16 protein-coding genes are annotated in these 16810 nt (G+C 61.0%); 4 read left to right on the plus strand and 12 right to left on the minus strand.

Annotated elements, in window-relative coordinates:
• Positions 1-37 precede the first annotated feature (37 nt).
• From PIB16_RS13975 to PIB16_RS13985, 3 genes are read left to right on the plus strand one after another with little or no spacing between them, the layout of a single operon-like run.
• On the plus strand, positions 38-898 hold the full coding sequence (locus tag PIB16_RS13975) for a TIGR02587 family membrane protein (protein ID WP_065657328.1): 861 nt from the start codon (positions 38-40) through the stop codon (positions 896-898).
• 7 nt (positions 899-905) lie between these two features.
• Positions 906-1316: a TIGR02588 family protein gene (locus PIB16_RS13980; RefSeq protein ID WP_065657329.1), complete on the plus strand. Its 411-nt coding sequence runs from the start codon at positions 906-908 to the stop codon at positions 1314-1316.
• Positions 1317-1333: 17 nt separating this feature from the next.
• On the plus strand, positions 1334-2560 hold the full coding sequence (locus tag PIB16_RS13985) for an NAD(P)/FAD-dependent oxidoreductase (RefSeq protein ID WP_065657508.1): 1227 nt from the start codon (positions 1334-1336) through the stop codon (positions 2558-2560).
• A gap of 6 nt (positions 2561-2566) precedes the next feature.
• Here the strand turns inward: PIB16_RS13985 and PIB16_RS13990 are convergent, their stop codons facing one another.
• The gene (locus tag PIB16_RS13990; protein WP_065657330.1) at positions 2567-3052 is read right to left on the minus strand and encodes an MgtC/SapB family protein; all 486 of its coding nucleotides are present in this window, start codon (positions 3050-3052) and stop codon (positions 2567-2569) included.
• Between the two features lie 172 nt (positions 3053-3224).
• Here PIB16_RS13990 and PIB16_RS13995 point away from each other — a divergent pair, with 172 nt between their 5' ends.
• Positions 3225-3725 (plus strand): YciE/YciF ferroxidase family protein, encoded by a 501-nt coding sequence (locus PIB16_RS13995; RefSeq protein WP_065657331.1) that lies wholly within the window; start codon positions 3225-3227, stop codon positions 3723-3725.
• Positions 3726-3796: 71 nt separating this feature from the next.
• Here PIB16_RS13995 and PIB16_RS14000 read toward each other — a convergent pair whose 3' ends face one another.
• The 11 genes from PIB16_RS14000 to PIB16_RS14050 all read right to left on the minus strand — a co-directional run bounded on the left by PIB16_RS14000 (position 3797) and on the right by PIB16_RS14050 (position 16644).
• Entirely contained in the window at positions 3797-6133 is a 2337-nt protein-coding gene (locus tag PIB16_RS14000) for a glucose/quinate/shikimate family membrane-bound PQQ-dependent dehydrogenase (RefSeq protein WP_065657332.1), read from the minus strand.
• Between the two features lie 103 nt (positions 6134-6236).
• Positions 6237-6575 carry a hypothetical protein gene (locus PIB16_RS14005; protein WP_065657333.1) on the minus strand — a complete coding sequence of 113 codons (339 nt, stop codon included), beginning with the start codon at positions 6573-6575 and terminating at the stop codon, positions 6237-6239.
• Between the two features lie 137 nt (positions 6576-6712).
• A complete protein-coding gene (locus PIB16_RS14010) occupies positions 6713-7498 on the minus strand; it encodes a 3-hydroxybutyrate dehydrogenase (protein WP_065657334.1) in 786 nt (261 codons plus the stop codon).
• 4 nt (positions 7499-7502) lie between these two features.
• The gene (locus PIB16_RS14015) at positions 7503-9458 is read right to left on the minus strand and encodes an acetoacetate--CoA ligase (protein ID WP_271045780.1); all 1956 of its coding nucleotides are present in this window, start codon (positions 9456-9458) and stop codon (positions 7503-7505) included.
• The gene (mmsB, locus tag PIB16_RS14020) at positions 9455-10339 is read right to left on the minus strand and encodes a 3-hydroxyisobutyrate dehydrogenase (protein ID WP_065657336.1); all 885 of its coding nucleotides are present in this window, start codon (positions 10337-10339) and stop codon (positions 9455-9457) included. The genes PIB16_RS14015 and mmsB overlap by 4 nt, the downstream gene beginning before the upstream one ends.
• Before the next feature lie 13 nt (positions 10340-10352).
• Positions 10353-11948, minus strand: coding sequence for a GMC family oxidoreductase (locus tag PIB16_RS14025; RefSeq protein WP_065657337.1), 1596 nt, complete (start codon positions 11946-11948; stop codon positions 10353-10355).
• A 74-nt stretch (positions 11949-12022) separates the two neighbouring features.
• The gene (locus tag PIB16_RS14030) at positions 12023-13030 is read right to left on the minus strand and encodes a branched-chain amino acid ABC transporter permease (RefSeq protein WP_065657338.1); all 1008 of its coding nucleotides are present in this window, start codon (positions 13028-13030) and stop codon (positions 12023-12025) included.
• A 1-nt stretch (position 13031) separates the two neighbouring features.
• Positions 13032-13919, minus strand: coding sequence for a branched-chain amino acid ABC transporter permease (locus tag PIB16_RS14035; protein ID WP_065657339.1), 888 nt, complete (start codon positions 13917-13919; stop codon positions 13032-13034).
• A 2-nt stretch (positions 13920-13921) separates the two neighbouring features.
• On the minus strand, positions 13922-14623 hold the full coding sequence (locus PIB16_RS14040) for an ABC transporter ATP-binding protein (RefSeq protein ID WP_065657340.1): 702 nt from the start codon (positions 14621-14623) through the stop codon (positions 13922-13924).
• 1 nt (position 14624) lies between these two features.
• Positions 14625-15410, minus strand: coding sequence for an ABC transporter ATP-binding protein (locus PIB16_RS14045; protein ID WP_065657341.1), 786 nt, complete (start codon positions 15408-15410; stop codon positions 14625-14627).
• A 25-nt stretch (positions 15411-15435) separates the two neighbouring features.
• Positions 15436-16644 (minus strand): ABC transporter substrate-binding protein, encoded by a 1209-nt coding sequence (locus PIB16_RS14050; protein WP_065657342.1) that lies wholly within the window; start codon positions 16642-16644, stop codon positions 15436-15438.
• Positions 16645-16810 lie beyond the last annotated feature (166 nt).

Below are 16810 nucleotides of genomic sequence, written 5' to 3' on the forward strand. Positions count from 1 at the left end.
AAACGCCATTGCGTTATCGCTGTGGACAGGGGGCGGCATGGTGACAGCGATCAATCGAAGAGATGCGGACGATGACGAGGTCGGGCAATTTCTAATCGGCCTCGCGCGCGGCATGGCGGGTGCATTGCTGTTTGCCCTGCCCATGCTGATGACCATGGAAATGTGGTTTCTCGGTCTTTACGTCAATTCCTGGCGGCTTCTTCTGCTCTGCATTCTTAACCTGCCGCTGCTGCTTCTTCTCGCCCGCCGCATCGGCTTCGAGAATATTCACTCCTGGAACCAGGCGCTGCGCGATGCGATAACGGCCTATGGGCTGGGCATTGCTGTCAGCGCCGCCGTGCTGCTGCTGTTCGGCATTCTGAACGACCAGATCACCGCCTCCAACATCGTCGCCAAGATTGCGCTGCAATCCGTTCCAGCCAGCATCGGCGCACTGCTTGGGCGCAGCCAGCTCGGTCAGCATTCCGACGCGGAGGATGAAGAGGAGGGCGAATATTCCGGCGAGACGGGTTATCTGCACGAACTGTTCATGATGGTGGTCGGCGCGCTTTTCCTCAGCCTCAATGTTGCGCCGACGGAAGAAATGATCCTGATCGCCTATAAGGTGACGCCCTATCACATTCTGGCGCTCTGCCTGCTGTCGGTCGCCATCATGCATGGCTTTGTCTACGCGCTTCACTTCAAGGGCTCGCACCAGCTGCACGAAGGGCAGAAGTGGTGGCAATCCTTCATCCGCTTCACCCTGCCCGGCTACGTCATCGCCATCGCCATCAGCATCTATACGCTCTGGACCTTCGAGCGCCTCGACCACACATCGCTGTCGCAGATCATGAATGCCGCCGTCATTCTCGGCGTTCCCGCCTCGATCGGCGCGGCCTCTGCCCGACTGATCCTGTGAGGACAAGATGACGATATCCAAGGGCCGCAAACATACGGAAAGCCCCGAGCCCCATTGGGTGGAATGGCTGACGGGCGCCATCTGCACGCTCCTTGTCGCCGCCATGCTCAGCTGGATCGGTTATGACATTTATCGCTACAGGCCGGAGGATGCCCGCTTCGAAATCGCCGTTACCGGTGTGCAGGCGCAGGCCGGGCAATACCGGGTGCGGTTCGATATCCGCAATCTTTCCATGACGACGGCGGCGCAGGTGCAGGTGCGCGGCGACCTGCAGCAAAACGGCGCGACGCTGGAGAACGCCGATGTGACGTTCGATTACGTCGCCTCGGAGTCTCGCGATACCGGCACGCTCTTCTTCCGCAACGATCCCCGCAGCGCAACGCTCACCATCAATGTCGCCGGCTATACCGAGCCGTGACCTTTCAGGATGATTTCATGCCGACATCGGAACTGACGAAAGAACGCGACCTCAGGGATTCAAAGCCCGTGTGGGCGGATACACCGCGCATTGGCGTCCGCAGCAGGCACACGCCGGAGGCCGACCATTACGACACGATCGTCGTCGGCGCCGGTATCAGTGGCGCGCTGGTGTCCCACGCCCTGCAACGGACAGGTCAATCCATGCTGATTGTCGACCGGCGCGAACCGGTCATGGGCAGCAGCGTCGCCAGCACCGCGATGATCCAGCACGAAATCGACACGCCGCTGACGCAGCTTCGAAAGATGATCGGCAGGGACGCGGCTGACAGGGCATGGCAGCGTTCCGCCCGCGCCGTCCTGCGGCTGGAGGAAATCGTTTCTTCGCTCGGCATCTCCTGCAGCATGAGGCGCAAACAGGCCCTTTATCTGGCTGGAGACGAAATGGGATCGCGCGCATTGAAGGCCGAAGCAGAAGCCCGCAAAGAAGCGGGCATCGAGGCCCGCCTCCTCAACGCCGCGGAACTGAGAGAGCAATACGGCTTGCACCGGACCGGGGCCATCCTCAGCGATATTTCGGCCTCCGCCAATCCCGCACAGCTGACGGCCGGCCTGCTGCGCCACACGGCAGGCGCCGGCGCCGAAATTGTTTCCCAGCTTGAGATCACCGATCTCAGGAACCTCGGCGACGAGGTTGTCCTTGCCACCGCCGGCGGCAAAATCCTTTCAGCGCGCAATGTCGTTTTCTGCACCGGCTATGAATTCCTGAAAGTGCTGGAGAGCCCGAAACACCAGATCATTTCCACCTGGGCGCTGGCGAGCCGAAAGGGGCTCGACCTACCCGACTGGCTGGAGAACCATATCATCTGGGAGGCCTCCGATCCCTATCTCTACCTGCGCACCGACCGGGAGGGGCGGATGATCGCCGGAGGCGAGGACGAGGAAAACCCCACCGCATACCAGTCGGAGCGCAAGCTCGCCGCCAAGGCGGAGACGATCCGCCGCAAGATCGAAAAGCTTCTCGGCATCGACATGGGAAAGCCGGAATATCGCTGGGCGGCGGCCTTCGGCACGACCACCACCGGCCTGCCGCTGATTGGCGCGGTGCCCGGAATGAACAACGTCTATGCCGTGATGGGTTTCGGCGGCAACGGCATCACCTTCAGCCAGATCGCCGCTGAAATCGTGGCCGCAGCCATCAATGGCGGCAAGGACCCCGACGCCGATCTTTTCCGCTTCGGCTGATGTCGTTCATTCCTCCTTGATGCCCGCCGCCACCTGTAAGCGGCGCAGCGTCCACAGGACGACAATGCCCATTCCCGAAGCGAGAAGAGCAAGCGGCCACATGCCAAGGCCGGCCGAGAGGCCGATTGCCGCCGAAAGCCACATGCTGGCGCCAGTCGTCAGGCCTTTGACATCGCCTCTCGTATAAACGACCACACCCGCCGCGAGAAAGGCGATGCCCGCCGTTACGGCCTCCACCAGCCGGATAGGATCGAGCCGCGCGGCCTCATGGCCTTCCGCCATCGTCTCCATCATGTGAATGGTGATAACGCAGAAGGTGACGGCGGCAAGGCCGATCAGCATGTTGGTGCGCAGGCCGGCGGTGTTCTTGTGAAACTCACGTTCCAGACCGATCAGGCCGCACAGGATGACTGCGCCGAACACACGCACCAGCAGCACCTCGAAGGGGATGGAAATATTCATGGAAAATTCTTCTGCAAGGCTCTGGGGCACTGTCGCGTCTCCTCCCGAAATTTCTTCACACTAAGTTCGCAAAGGCGTGTTGGTTCCGCGCGGCAATATAAACGTTGCGCGCAACCGAGCCGGAACCATGGGCGCAGCAAAGGGTTTGTCTCCCGTGCGCACGGGCGCACGTCATGCATTTTCACACATGGGAGAAGGAACAATGGCCGAGAAGAAACTCGACGACCTGTTTTACGATACGCTGAAGGATATCTACTACGCCGAAAGGCAGATCCTGAAAGCCCTGCCGAAAATGGCGCGGGCGGCGACCGATCCGAAGCTGAAACAGGCTTTTGAAAAACACAAGGAAGAAACCCAGGGGCACGTCGAGCGCCTGCAGGAGGTGTTTGAGATCATCGGCAAGCGGGCACAGGGCAAGACCTGCGAAGCCATTCAGGGCATCATCGCCGAGGGCGAGGAAATCATGGAGGACTTCAAGGGCACGCCCGCCCTCGACGCCGGCCTGGTTTCCTCGGCGCAGGCGGTCGAGCACTATGAGATCGCCCGTTACGGCACGCTGAAGGCATGGGCGGAAAAGCTGGGCCACACGAAAGCAGTTTCGTTGCTGGATGCCACGCTCAAGGAAGAAGCGAAAACCGATGATGCGCTGACCGCGCTCGCCAAAACGTCGGTTAACGCCGCCGCCGAGAAAAAAGCGGCTTGATACCCCTCTTGGCAACAAAAACCGGAATGGTCGCCCATTCCGGTTTTTTTGTATCTTGAAACCTGCAGAGATTACGGCAGGGTATAGGCGATCACATAGTCGCCCGGTTTGGTGCCGACGGAGCCGTGGCCACCCGCAACCATCACCACATATTGCTTGCCGCCATCCAGCGCATAGGTCATCGGCGTTGCCTGACCGCCGGCCGGCAGGCGCGCTTCCCAAAGCTGCCTGCCGGTGGTCAGATCATAGGCGCGAAGATAGTTGTCAACGGCAGCACCGAGGAAGGCGACGCCGCCCTTGGTGATCATCGGCCCGCCAATGCCCGGCACACCCACCTTGAAGGGCAGCGGCAGCGGCGTCATGTCATGGACCGTGCCGTTCTTGTGTTTGTAAGCGATATCGCCGGTGCGCAGATCAGCACCCGCGACATAACCCCATGGCGGGGCCTGGCAGGGAATCTGCAACGGACCGAGGAACGGACCCATGAACACGCCATAGGGTGCGCCGTCATTGCGGTTGAGGCCCTGTTCGCTTCCCTTTTCGTCCTGACCCTTCGGCGGAATGTCAGCGCGCGGTACGAGCTGCGAGGTGAAGGCGAGATAGGTCGGCATGCCGAACATGACCTGACGCTCGGGATCGACCGCCACGCTGCCCCAGTTGAAGGTGCCGAAATTGCCTGGATAGATGATCGAGCCGGTCACCGAAGGCGGCGTGTAGCGACCCTTGTAGTTCAGCTGATGGAAGCGGATGCGGCAGGCGAGCTGATCGAACATGGAGACGCCCCACATGTCCTTTTCCTGCAATGGCGCCGGCTTGAAGGACAGGGCCGTCGTCGGCTGCGTCGGGGAGGTGAAGTCCTCCGGTATGGCGCCGCCCGGCGCGGGCTCTTCGGTGATCGGCAGAAGCGGCTCGCCGGTGCGCCGGTCGAGAACGTAGATATCGCCCTGCTTAGTGGGGCCGACGAGAGCCGGCACGGTCTGGCCGTCCTTGGTGATGTCGAGCAGCACCGGCTGGGCCGGCACGTCCATGTCCCAGAGATCGTGATGAACCGTCTGGCGCACCCAGCGATCCTTGCCGGTGTTTATATCCAGCGCAACGATGGAGGAGGAATATTTCTCCACATTCTCGCTGCGGCCCATGCCGAGCTGATCCGGCACCTGATTGCCGAGCGGGATATAAACGAGGCCAAGGCCTTCATCGTAACTGAAGACCGACCAGCTGTTGGGCGAATTGGTGGTGTAGGTTTCACCCGCCGCAATCGGTTCGGTTTTCGCCGGGTTGCCGGAATCCCAGTTCCAGACGAGCGCGCCGCTGTTCACATCGAAAGCGCGGATGACGCCGGACTGTTCCTGCGTGGAATAGTTGTCGTTCACCGCGCCGCCGATGATGATCTTGCCCGCCACGATGACGGGCGGCGAGGTCGAATAATAATAACCGGCGGGATTGTATTTCATGCCCTGCTCGAGATGCAGCACACCCTGATCGGCAAAGGACGTGCAGACCTGACCGGTGGCGGCGTCAAGCGCGATCAGCCGCGCATCCGAGGTCGGCAGGTAGACGCGCTCGGCGCAGGCCGTGCCCTGCGTGGCATTCGGCTCGGCATAATAGGAAACGCCGCGGCATGTCTGGTGCTGGCGATCCGGATTGAGACCGACATTGGGGTCGTATTTCCACTTTTCCTTGCCGGTGGCGGCATCGATGGCAATCGCCCAATTATGCGGCGTGCAGATATAAAGCGTGTTCCCGATCTTCAGCGGCGTCACCTGATAGGTGGTTTCCCCCACATCATCAGGCAGCTTCACATCGCCCGTCTGGTAACGCCAGGCTTCCTTGAGCTGCGAGACATTGTCGACATTGACCTGGGTGAGCGGCGAATAACGCTGGCCATAGGGCGTGCGGCCATATTGATGCCAGTCACCGTCAGGCACATTGCCGCCATAGGCGGGCGTGGCCGAGGCCGTTTCCTGAGGCAGGGAACCTGCCGTATCATGCGGATCCTGCGCCATGGAATATCCGGCCACGACGATGGAGGCGAGGACGGACAGCGCGAGCGGCCAGGCATTCGGCCCGTAGCTAAGCCCGGTCGGGCTCGAAAAACCGAGCGGCTTTCTTACCCAGGGAACCAGAAGCCAGAGGCCTATGAGAATGATTACACCGCCGCGCGGACCAAGCTGCCACCAGTCGAAGCCGACTTCCCATATGGCCCAGGCGAGCGTCGCGACAATGAAGACGGCATAGACGTGAAGGGCTGCGCGATTGCGCTTGAACAGCAGAACGGCCGTCAGCAGAAAGGCCAACCCGGAAAGTACGTAATAGAAGCTCCCGCCCAGCATGACGAGCTGAGAGCCGAAACCGAACAGCGCAAGACCGATCAGCGTGAGAACAACTGCAGTGACGGTGACTGCCATGAATGAAACCCCCGATTCCTGTCACTTTGCGTGAAATGAAATCGGGCGCGATCTGGTTCCATGAAAATCATCATCGGCGCGAAAAAACTTCACGCCATGGTGGTCATGGGTTTTGCGGCGCGCCGGTCGAATCCTGCGGCGCGGGATTTGTCTCTGTCGATGACGGCGGCTGGGGTCGGCCATTCGCCGGATTGTTGTCGAAGCTTCCGGATCCCGACGGCTGCTGCGGCACGGGCGCAGTCTCGGTCTGCGGGTTCTGCGGCAGGTTCTCGTCGGGTTCGAAAACCGAATATTCGACAACGGCCCAAACCACCAATGCAAGAAGCACGCTGACGATCAGAATGACAAGCACGGGACGTCCGCGCGATCCCTGCCGCGCGCGCGTTGCCGTTTCGCTTTTCGCATCCCGACCGTCGAGATAGCTGGTATTTTCTCTGGCCATGTCTTTCACTCCCTGTAACCCTGTTGATCTAATCATTGGGGTCAGGGTTTTGTTCCAGACGCGGAAAAGGATTAGTTTCAACCCCATTCCAGCGGCCTGCGTATCGAAGCGCCAGCGCAGCGTCGGATATGCGAAGATTATTTCGCGGTCCAGCCGCCATCGATCGAGATGGTGGTGCCGGTGATGGAGCGGGCCATGTCCCCCGCGAGATAAAGCGCCATTTCCGCCACTTCTTCCGGTTGCACGAACCGCCTTGTCGGCTGCGGCGCAAGCATCACCTTCTTCACCACATCCTCCTCGCTCATGCCATGCACGCGCGCCTGATCGGCGACCTGGGCGGCGACGAGCGGCGTCCAGACATAACCGGGGCAGATGGCGTTGCAGGTGATGCCAAGTTCGGCCACTTCCAGCGCCACGCTTTTCGTCAGGCCCACCACCGCATGTTTGGTCGCGACGTAAGGCCCCTTGAAGGGCGAGGCGCGCAGGCCATGCGCGGAAGCGATGTTGACGATGCGGCCCCAGCCCCTTTCCTTCATGCCCGGCAAGGCCGCATGGATGGTGTGAAACGCGCTGTCGAGCGAGATGGCGACGATGCGGGAGAAATCGGCGAAATCGAACTCGTCGATCGGCGCGACCTTCTGAATGCCGGCATTGTTGACGAGGACGTCGATATGACCGAATTCGGCGATGACGGTCTCCGGCAGATGCGCGCTTTCATCATAATTGGCGAGATTGGCGGCAAAATAGACCGGCCTGTGCCGCGCCACCTTCGCGACCGCCTCCAGCGCCTGCGTCGCCTCCTCCGCCCTCTCTATGCCATGCACCCCGACCAGATACCCCGCCTTGGCGAAACGCTTGGCGATGGCAAGCCCGATGCCGCTGGTGGAACCCGTGACAAGCACGGTTTTCGGTTGATCCTCCATCGGCCTAGTCCTTCAGCTGCGGCAGGTTGCGGAAAAGTTCAAGCGCTTCGGGATTGGCGAGCGCATCGGCATTCTTCACCGGCCGGCCATGAATGGTGTCGCGCACCGCGATTTCGGAAATCTTGCCGGAACGGGTGCGGGGAATGGCGCTGACGGCAATGATCCTTGCCGGCACATGCCGCGGCGTGGCGCCCGAACGGATGCGGCTGCGGATAGTCTTTTCCAGCTCTTCCGTCAGCGCTGCGCCGCCCTTCATGCGCAGGAAGAGGATGACCCGCTGGTCGCCATCTATATCCTGCCCCACGGCAATGGCCTCTTCGACTTCGGGCACGGTCTCCACCTGGCGGTAGATTTCCGCAGTCCCGATGCGCACCCCGCCGGGATTGAGCGTCGTATCCGAACGCCCATGGATGACATAGCCGCCGGAGGGGCGCATTTCGGCGAAATCGCCATGCGCCCAGATGCCCGGAAACCGGTCGAAATAGGCGGCCTGATAGCGCGAACCATCCTCATCGCCCCAGAACTTCACCGGCAGGGACAGATGCGCATTGCGGCAGACGAGTTCGCCGGCGACGCCTCGAACGGAACGGCCCTCATCGTCCAGGGTGTCGATATCCATGCCCAGCATCGCACCCTGCAATTCACCGCGATGCACCGGCTGCAAAGGGTTGCCGCCAACGAAACAGGCGCAGATATCCGTGCCGCCGGAGATCGAGGCGAGGTGCACCTCAGCCTTCCAGTCGCGATAGATATAATCGAAGGATTGCGGGATGAGCGGCGAGCCGGTGGAAAGAATTGTCCGCAGCGATGAAAGATCGTGGCTTTCACGCGGCTTCAGCCCGGCCTTCAGGCAGGCGTCGATAAACTTCGCCGACGTGCCGAAAGTGGCGATCCGTTCGGCGTCGATGAGGTCGATTAGCCGCGCAGGGTTGGGATAACCGGGATTGCCGTCATAGGTGACGAGCGTAGCGCCGAGCGCCAGACCGGAGACCTGCCAGTTCCACATCATCCAGCCGCAGGTGGTGAAATAGAAGAAGCGCTCCCCTTCCTGAATATCGCATTGCAGCTTCAGCTCCTTCATGTGCTGAAGAAGCAAACCGCCGCCGGAATGGGTGATGCATTTCGGCTTGCCGGTGGTGCCCGAGGAATAAAGGATCGCCAGCGGCGCCTTGACGGGCAGACGGTTGAAGGCAATCTCGCCCGCCGCATAAGGCGCGACGAAATCCGTAAGCGTCACGCAGCCGAGATCGGCAAGGCTTTCGGGCACGGCGTCGCCGATCAGCACGATCTTCTCAGGCGTCGCACTTTCCGCGACGGCGCGGATGGTCGGGCCGACATCGATGCGCTTGCCGGCATAACCATATTCCGGCACGGCGATGAGGATTTTCGGACCGATCTGCGACAGGCGGTCGGAGGCTCCCGCCGGGCCGAAATCCGGCGAGCACGACGACCAGATCGCGCCGATGGCGCTCGCGGCCAGATAGCAGACGATCGCCTCAATATCATGGGTGACGATGGCCCCGACGCGGTCGCCTTCGCTCACACCCGCATCAGCAAGCGCCTGCACCATGCGGGACACTTCGTCGTAAAGCTCTCTGCGAGTAATTTCGCGCCGTGTGCCATCGTCGCGATGAGCGATGATGGCCAGCCGCGCGTCGGCATCGCGCAGCAGGTTTTCAGCATAGTTGAGCCGGGCACCGGGATAAAACTCAACATCTCGGATCGTCGCACCGGCTTTGAATGCCGTTTCTCCACGTGTGCCGATAATGCCGAGCTCATCCCACAGAGCATCGTAAAAGGCGTCCGGCGCATCGATGGACCAGCGCAACAGGCCGGCATAATCATCGGCGGCCACCCCGTGCAGTTTTGCAGTTTTCTCTGCGAAGGAAAAAAGCGCCGAGCGCGCCAGCGTTTCCCTCGGCGGCACCCACAAAATATCGGAAGGCGCGGTGTCCGTCATGCTTCGCTCCCGCGCAGCATTTCGACAATGGCGGAAAAATCGCGCCCGCCGCTCCCCTCATCGACGAAGTTCTCGTAAAGCGCGGCCGCCGCCGCACCGAGCGGGGTGGAAGCCCCGGCTCCATTGGCGGCCTCCTGCGAAAGCTTCAGATCCTTCAGCATCAGGGCCGCCGCAAATCCGGGCTGGTAATCCTTGTTGGCGGGCGATGTCGGCACCGGTCCCGGCACCGGGCAATAGGTGGTGAGCGACCAGCATTGCCCGGAAGAGGTGGAGGCGACGTCGAACAGCGCCTGATGCGAGAGGCCGAGTTTTTCGCCCAGAACAAAAGCTTCCGAAACGGCGATCATGGAAATGCCGAGGATCATGTTGTTGCAGATTTTGGCCGCCTGGCCGTTACCGCCCTTGCCGCAATGCACGATCTTCTTGCCCATCGCCTCCAGCACCGGCTTTGCCGCAGAGAAGGCCGCAGCCTCGCCGCCGCACATGAAGGTCAGGGTGCCGGCGGCAGCCCCGCCCGTTCCGCCCGATACGGGCGCATCGACCGAGGGGCAACCGGCAGAAGCGGCCAGTTCATGCGCCTTAAGCGCGCTTTCCATATCCACCGTCGAGCAGTCGATGAGAAGCGTTCCGGCAGGGATTTTCCGAACCAGATCGCCATAGACCGAAACGACATGTTCGCCCTTCGGCAGCATGGTGATGATGACGTCAGCGGCTTCGATAGCCTCGGCAGAACCCGCAGCAACGGGAACACCGGCCTCTCTCGCCGCCGCGCGGCAGGCTTCGGAAAGATCGTGACCCCTGACGGCATATCCGGCCTTGACGAGATTGGCGGCCATGGGCAGGCCCATATGTCCCAGCCCGATAAAAGCGACGGTCTTCATCGGAGCGCTCCTTTCAGCGATTGTCCGCAAGGATCATGTCGGCGGCCTTTTCGGCAATCATGATCGTCGGGGAATTGGTATTTCCGGATGTGATGCGCGGCATCACCGATGCGTCGGCGACGCGCAGCCCGGCGAGCCTGCGGAATTTCAGACGCGCATCGACCACGCTTTCCATATCCGACCCCATGCGCAGCGTGCCGACGGGGTGGAAGATGGTGGTGCCGATATCGCCCGCCGCCTTGGCAAGATCATTGTCGTTTTCGAACGAGGGACCCGGCTTGTATTCCTGCGGCTTGAAGCGCGCGAAGGCCGGTTGGGCGACGATGCGGCGCGTCAGCCGCATGGCGTCGATGGCCACCTGGCGATCGCCTTCGGTGGAAAGATAGTTCGGGCGGATTTCCGGCTGCATGGCGAAATCCGGTCCTTTCACATGCACTGAGCCCCGGCTTTCCGGCCGCAGATTGCAGACACTTGCGGTAATGGCCGGAAAAGTGTGAACCGGATCGCCGAACTTGTCGAGCGAAACCGGCTGGACATGATACTCCAGATCGGCGGTTTCCTTCTCGGGTGAAGAACGGGTGAAAACACCGAGCTGGCTCGGCGCCATCGACATTGGCCCGGAGCGCGTCAGCGCATATTCGAGACCGATCCGCGCCTTGCCGAACAGGGTGGAGGCCCTTTCATTCAGCGTCAGGACACCGGAGACCTTGTATACCATGCGCAGTTGCAGATGGTCCTGCAGGTTTTCACCCACGCCCTGAACCTCCGCCACCGTGTCGATACCGGCCGCCTGCAACACATCGCCACGGCCGACGCCGGAAAGCTCCAGAACATGCGGCGAGCCGATGGCACCGGCGGAAAGCACCGTCTCGCGCCGCGCCCGCATCTTTTTCAGGACGCCGTCATGGTGGAACTCCACCCCCGTAACATGGCCTTCTTCGATGATGAGACGCTTGACATGGGCCTTGGTCAGAACCGTCAGGTTCTTGCGACCAAGCGCCGGCTTCAGAAATGCCTTGGCCGTATTCCAGCGCCAGCCGGAGCGCTGGTTCACATCGAAATAACCGGCCCCCTCATTGTCGCCCCGGTTGAAATCGTCGGTTGCGGGAATGCCCGCTTCGCCCGCCGCCTTCTGGAAAGCATCCAGCACATCCCAGCGCACACGGGCCTTTTCCACGCGCCACTCGCCGCCGGCGGAGTGCAGATCGCTTTTTCCCCGATAAAAGTCTTCCGATTTCAGGAAATAGGGCAGGATGTCGTTCCACCCCCAGCCCTCGCAGCCGAGTTGACGCCAGACGTCGTAGTCCCGCGCCTGGCCGCGCATATAGATCATGCCGTTGATGGAGGAGCAGCCGCCAAGCACCTTGCCGCGCGGATAGATCAGCGAGCGGCCGTTAAGCCCCGGCTCTTCCGCCGTCTTGAAACACCAGTCGGTGCGCGGATTGTTGATGCAATAGAGATAACCGACCGGAATATGGATCCAGTGGTAATTGTCGTTGCCGCCCGCTTCCAGCAGCAGCACGCGGTTGTTCGGATCTTTCGAAAGGCGGTTGGCGAGAACGCATCCGGCACTCCCCGCTCCGATGACGATATAGTCATATTCGCCCATGCTGTTCTCCACGCGCCGCCCTTGCCGCGTCGTCCCGGACGCGGAGGAGGCCTTTCCTGTGTTCTCAAAAACGCCTAGCTACGGTGCTGAAAGCCGAGTTTTCTGCCGAGCCGCGACGCGTAAAATTCGCCGATCAAACCACGCCGGAACACCAGAACGCAGGCCATGAACACGAGGCCGGTGATGATGGTGACCGGGAAATCGGACGTCGCGAGATAGTTCTGCAGGGTGACGACGAGACCCGCACCGAAGATCGGGCCAATCATGGTGCCGATACCGCCGAGCAGGGTCATCAGGATCACTTCGCCCGACATCTGCCAGGTGACGTCGGTGAGCGTCGCAAACTGGAAGACCAGCGCTTTGAGGCCACCCGCGAGACCGGCCAGCGTCGCCGACATCACGAAAGCACCGAGCTTGTAGCGCTGGACGCTATAGCCCAGCGAAATGGCGCGCTGCTCGTTTTCGCGGATCGATTTCAGGATCATGCCGAAGGGCGAGTTGACGAAACGCCAGATGACAAGAAGCGCCAACACAAAGGCGACAAGCACCGTGTAATAGATGTTGAGCGGCGCATTGAGGTCGAGAAGGCCGAAAAGATGGCCGCGCGGCACGCCCTGCAAGCCATCCTCACCATGGGTGAAGGGTGCCTGAAGGCAGAAGAAATAAAACATCTGCGACAGCGCGAGCGTAATCATGGCGAAATAGATGCCCTGGCGGCGAATGGCGAAGAAGCCGATGACGAGACCGAGCAGCGCCGCCCCCGCCATGCCGATGACAAGGCCGATTTCCGGCGTCACGCCCCATTCCTTCACCGAATAGGCGGTGAAATAGGCTGCACCGCCGAAAAACGCCGCATGGCCGAAGGAGAGCAGCCCGGTGTAACCGATCAGGAGGTTGAAGGCACACGCAAACAGCGCAAAGCACAGGAGCTTCATCAGAAAGATCGGATAAACGAACATCGGCGCGGCGATGAGGACGGCAAGCCCTGCAAGAATAAGCACGGTCTTGATGGTGCCGGCAGTCGTCGAAACCTCCGTTTGCGGCATTGCTCCAGCGGTGGGGCTATGGGTGGCTTTGGACATATCAGGCGTCCTTTCCGAAAAGTCCGGCGGGGCGGATGAGCAGCACAAAGGCCATGATGACGAAGATGACGATGTTGGAGGCTTCCGGGTAGAACACCTTGGTGAGGCCCTCTGCGACGCCCAGCATGTAACCGGTGACGATGGCGCCCATGATCGACCCCATGCCGCCGACCACGACCACGGCGAAGACGACGATGATGAGGTTCGTGCCCATCAGCGGCGAGACCTGATAGATCGGCGCGGCGAGAACCCCGGTGAAACCGGCAAGGCCGGCACCCAGCGCGTAGGTCAGCGTCAACAGCACCGGCACGTTGATGCCGAAAGCCTGCACCAGCGTCGGGTTTTCCGTCGCAGCGCGCAGATAGGAGCCAAGCCGCGTCTTTTCGATCAACGCCCAGGTGGCGATGCAGACGATGAGCGAAATGACGACGACGAAAGCGCGGTAATTCGGCAGGAACATGAAGCCGAGATTGGTGCCGCCGGCAAGCTGCGGCGGAACCGAATAGGGCTGGCCAGCAGCGCCATAAAGCCAGCGGAACGTGCCTTCCACCACCAGCGCGAGACCGAAAGTGAAGAGTAGCCCATAAAGCGGATCGAGATCGTAAAGCCGCGACAGCAGGAAGCGTTCGACGATCGCACCGAAAAGCGCCACGACGAAAGGTGTGACGATGAGCGCCACCCAAAAATTGATGCCGAAATATTGCAGGCCGAGGAAGGCGACGAAAGCGCCGAGCATATATTGCGCGCCATGGGCAAAATTGATGACGCGCAGCAGGCCGAAAATGACGGCAAGGCCGAGCGACAGCAGCGCATAAAACGACCCGTTGATAAGGCCCACCAGCAATTGCCCGAGCAATGCCTGAATTGGAACGCCGAAGATCATCGTCATCGTTAAACCCCCAGCACCTTGTTGAGCTCGCCCATGCGGCCGGAAAGCTCGCTGACCGGAAAATTGCTGACCATCTGGCCGTGATCCATCAGGTAGAAACGGTCGGCGATACGGCTGGCAAAACGGAAATTCTGTTCGACCAGAACAACGGTCATGCCGCGGCTCTTCAGTTTCTGCAGCACCTCGCCGATGCGCTGCACGATGACCGGGGCAAGCCCTTCGGTCGGTTCGTCAAGCAGCAGCACCTTAACCCCGGTGCGCAGGATGCGCGCCATGGCCAGCATCTGCTGCTCGCCGCCGGAAAGCTTGGTGCCGGGGCTGGTGCGGCGTTCGTAAAGATTGGGAAACAGCTCGTATATTTCATCGAGCGTCATGCCGCCGGATGCGACGACGGGCGGCAGCTTCAGGTTCTCCTCGACGCTCAGCGTCGCGAAGATGCCGCGCTCTTCCGGCACGAAACCAAGGCCGTATTTCGCCGTGCGATGCAGCGGCACCGGCATCAGATCCTTGCCGCCCAGCTTGATGACGCCCTTGCGGTTTCGGATGATGCCCATGATAGTGCGCAGCGTCGTGGTCTTGCCCACACCGTTGCGGCCGAGAATGGTGATGGTTTCGCCCTCGCCGACCGTCAGATCGACACCGTGCAGCGCCTGGCTTTCGCCATACCAGGATTTCAGATTGGAGACTTCGAGCATTGCCGCCATATCAAGCCTCCTCCGTGCCCATATAGGCCGTGCGCACGCGCGGATCGGCGGCAACGGTGGCATAATCGCCCTCCGCCAGAATTTCACCGCGTTGCAAGACCGTGACGTGGTGGCAGATATCGGCCACGACTTTCAGATTATGTTCGACCATCAGCACCGCGCGTGTCTTTGCCACCTCGCGGATGAGTTCGGCGACATGGGCGACATCCTCGCCGCCCATGCCGGCCATCGGTTCATCCAGCAGCAGAACCTTCGGATCGAGCGCCAGCGTGGTGGCGATTTCGAGAACCCGCTTGCGGCCGTAAGAAAGATCAGCCGCAAGCGCATGTTTTTCCCGTGTCAGGCCGACCATGGCGATCAGTTCCTCGGCGCGGGCGTTCAGCCTGTCGAGCGAGGAGAGCGGCAGCCAGAACTGCGTTGCAAGGCTGTTCGGCCGCTGCAACGCCACCCGCACATTTTCCAGAACCGTCAGATGCGGAAACACCGCCGATATCTGGAAAGACCTGACGAGGCCGAGACGCGCCACCTTGTCCGGCGGCGTCCTTGTTATGTCCGTTCCCATGAAGGTGATCGCCCCGCCTGTCGGCTGGAGAAACTTGGTCAACAGGTTGAAGACCGTGGTTTTGCCGGCACCGTTCGGACCGATAAGCGCATGCACGCGGGCATGGTGGACGTCGAGATCGACGTTTTTCACGGCCGCGAATGCGCCGAAGGTCTTGGAGAGACCGCGCGCCGAAAGAACGACGCGAGGTTCGGCCTGCCCGGCAAGGGCGGGAGCGATCGTCATCAAGCTTTCCCCTTTTTATTCTTCTTTACTGCGTTACCAGCGGGCAACCGCTCTTTGCGGGGTCCATGAAGGCTTCCTTGCCGGGGATGGTGGCAAGTACCTTGTAATAATCCCACGGCTGCTTGCTTTCGTCCGGCTTCTTCACTTCCATGAGATACATGTCGTGGATCATGCGGCCGTTGGCGGCCACATGGCCGTCCTTCGAAAAGACGTCGTTGACGGGCATTTCCTTCATGGCCTTGGCGACGGCATCGGCATCGTCTGCGCCGGCCTTTTCGATGGCCTTCAGGTAGTGCAGCACGGCGGAATAGGTGCCGGCATGCACCATGTTCGGCATGGCGCCGGTGCGTTCCTTGAAGCGTTCGCCGAACTTGCGCGATTCATCGTCGCGGTCCCAATAAAAACCTTCCGTCAGCGTCAACCCTTGAGCCGCTTCGAGACCGAGGCCGTGGACTTCTGCAAGCGTGAAGAGAAGCGCCGCAAGCCGCTGGCCGCCGGCGACGATGCCGAATTCGGCCGCCTGCTTGATGGCGTTGGAGGTATCGAGACCGGCATTGGCAAGACCGATGACCTTCGCGCCCGAGGACTGCGCCTGCAGCAGGAAGGAGGAATAGTCCGTCGTGGCAAGCGGATGGCGCACGGAACCCAGAACCTTACCGCCATTGGACTTGACGAAATTCGACGTGTTTTCTTCCAGCGAATAACCGAAGGCATAGTCGGCGGTCAGGAAGAACCAGCTGTCGCCGCCCTGCTTGACGAGCGCGCCGCCGGTGCCGACCGCCAGCGAATAGGTGTCATAGGCCCAATGGAAACCATAGGGGCTGCACTGCTTGCCGGTCAGCTCGGTGGTTGCCGCACCCGTATTGATGGTGATCTTCTTCTTGTCCTTGGACAGCGCCTGCACGGCAAGGCCGACCGACGACGAGGTCAGTTCCATGATCGAATCGACCTGTTCGGTATCGTACCATTGGCGGGCGATATTGGAGGCGACGTCCGCCTTGTTCTGGTGGTCGGCGGTCACCACTTCCACCGGCGCATCGAGCACCTTGCCGCCGAAATCCTCGACCGCCATCTTCGCGGCTTCATAAGAGTATTTGCCGCCGAAATTGGCGTAGACGCCCGACTGGTCGTTCAAGATGCCGATCTTGACCTTGCCGTCCGAAATCTCGGCGGCATAAGCGGCGGTGCCAGCGGCCAGCGCCATGGCCGTGGATAAAACGATACTCTTACGCATGACTTCTCCTCCCAGAGATGATTGCGAGCCTCAGATGGGTCTGTGCAACGGTGAACGAAACCGCCTGCGGGCTTCCATGCCATTGCACCTGAACGGTCACACCGCCCTCCTCAAAGCGATGCATCCTGAGCCTAGACTTCTCGAATTCGGCCGTTGACACAAGAGC

The sequence above is a fragment of the Agrobacterium sp. ST15.13.015 genome (assembly GCF_027871645.1).
GTDB classification, from domain to species: Bacteria; Pseudomonadota; Alphaproteobacteria; order Rhizobiales; family Rhizobiaceae; genus Agrobacterium; species Agrobacterium leguminum.

Coding starts and splice junctions, on each gene's coding strand:
- PIB16_RS14015 (WP_271045780.1), bottom strand. CDS start 9,458: ATGACGGACACCGCGCCTTCCGATATTTTGTGGGTGCCGCCGAGGGAA.
- PIB16_RS14035 (WP_065657339.1), bottom strand. CDS start 13,919: ATGACGATGATCTTCGGCGTTCCAATTCAGGCATTGCTCGGGCAATTG.
- PIB16_RS14040 (WP_065657340.1), bottom strand. CDS start 14,623: ATGGCGGCAATGCTCGAAGTCTCCAATCTGAAATCCTGGTATGGCGAA.
- PIB16_RS13975 (WP_065657328.1), top strand. CDS start 38: ATGGTGACAGCGATCAATCGAAGAGATGCGGACGATGACGAGGTCGGG.
- PIB16_RS14005 (WP_065657333.1), bottom strand. CDS start 6,575: ATGGCCAGAGAAAATACCAGCTATCTCGACGGTCGGGATGCGAAAAGC.
- PIB16_RS14010 (WP_065657334.1), bottom strand. CDS start 7,498: ATGGAGGATCAACCGAAAACCGTGCTTGTCACGGGTTCCACCAGCGGC.
- PIB16_RS13985 (WP_065657508.1), top strand. CDS start 1,334: ATGCCGACATCGGAACTGACGAAAGAACGCGACCTCAGGGATTCAAAG.
- PIB16_RS14025 (WP_065657337.1), bottom strand. CDS start 11,948: ATGGGCGAATATGACTATATCGTCATCGGAGCGGGGAGTGCCGGATGC.
- mmsB (WP_065657336.1), bottom strand. CDS start 10,339: ATGAAGACCGTCGCTTTTATCGGGCTGGGACATATGGGCCTGCCCATG.
- PIB16_RS13980 (WP_065657329.1), top strand. CDS start 906: ATGACGATATCCAAGGGCCGCAAACATACGGAAAGCCCCGAGCCCCAT.
- PIB16_RS14045 (WP_065657341.1), bottom strand. CDS start 15,410: ATGACGATCGCTCCCGCCCTTGCCGGGCAGGCCGAACCTCGCGTCGTT.
- PIB16_RS14030 (WP_065657338.1), bottom strand. CDS start 13,030: ATGTCCAAAGCCACCCATAGCCCCACCGCTGGAGCAATGCCGCAAACG.
- PIB16_RS14000 (WP_065657332.1), bottom strand. CDS start 6,133: ATGGCAGTCACCGTCACTGCAGTTGTTCTCACGCTGATCGGTCTTGCG.
- PIB16_RS14050 (WP_065657342.1), bottom strand. CDS start 16,644: ATGCGTAAGAGTATCGTTTTATCCACGGCCATGGCGCTGGCCGCTGGC.
- PIB16_RS13995 (WP_065657331.1), top strand. CDS start 3,225: ATGGCCGAGAAGAAACTCGACGACCTGTTTTACGATACGCTGAAGGAT.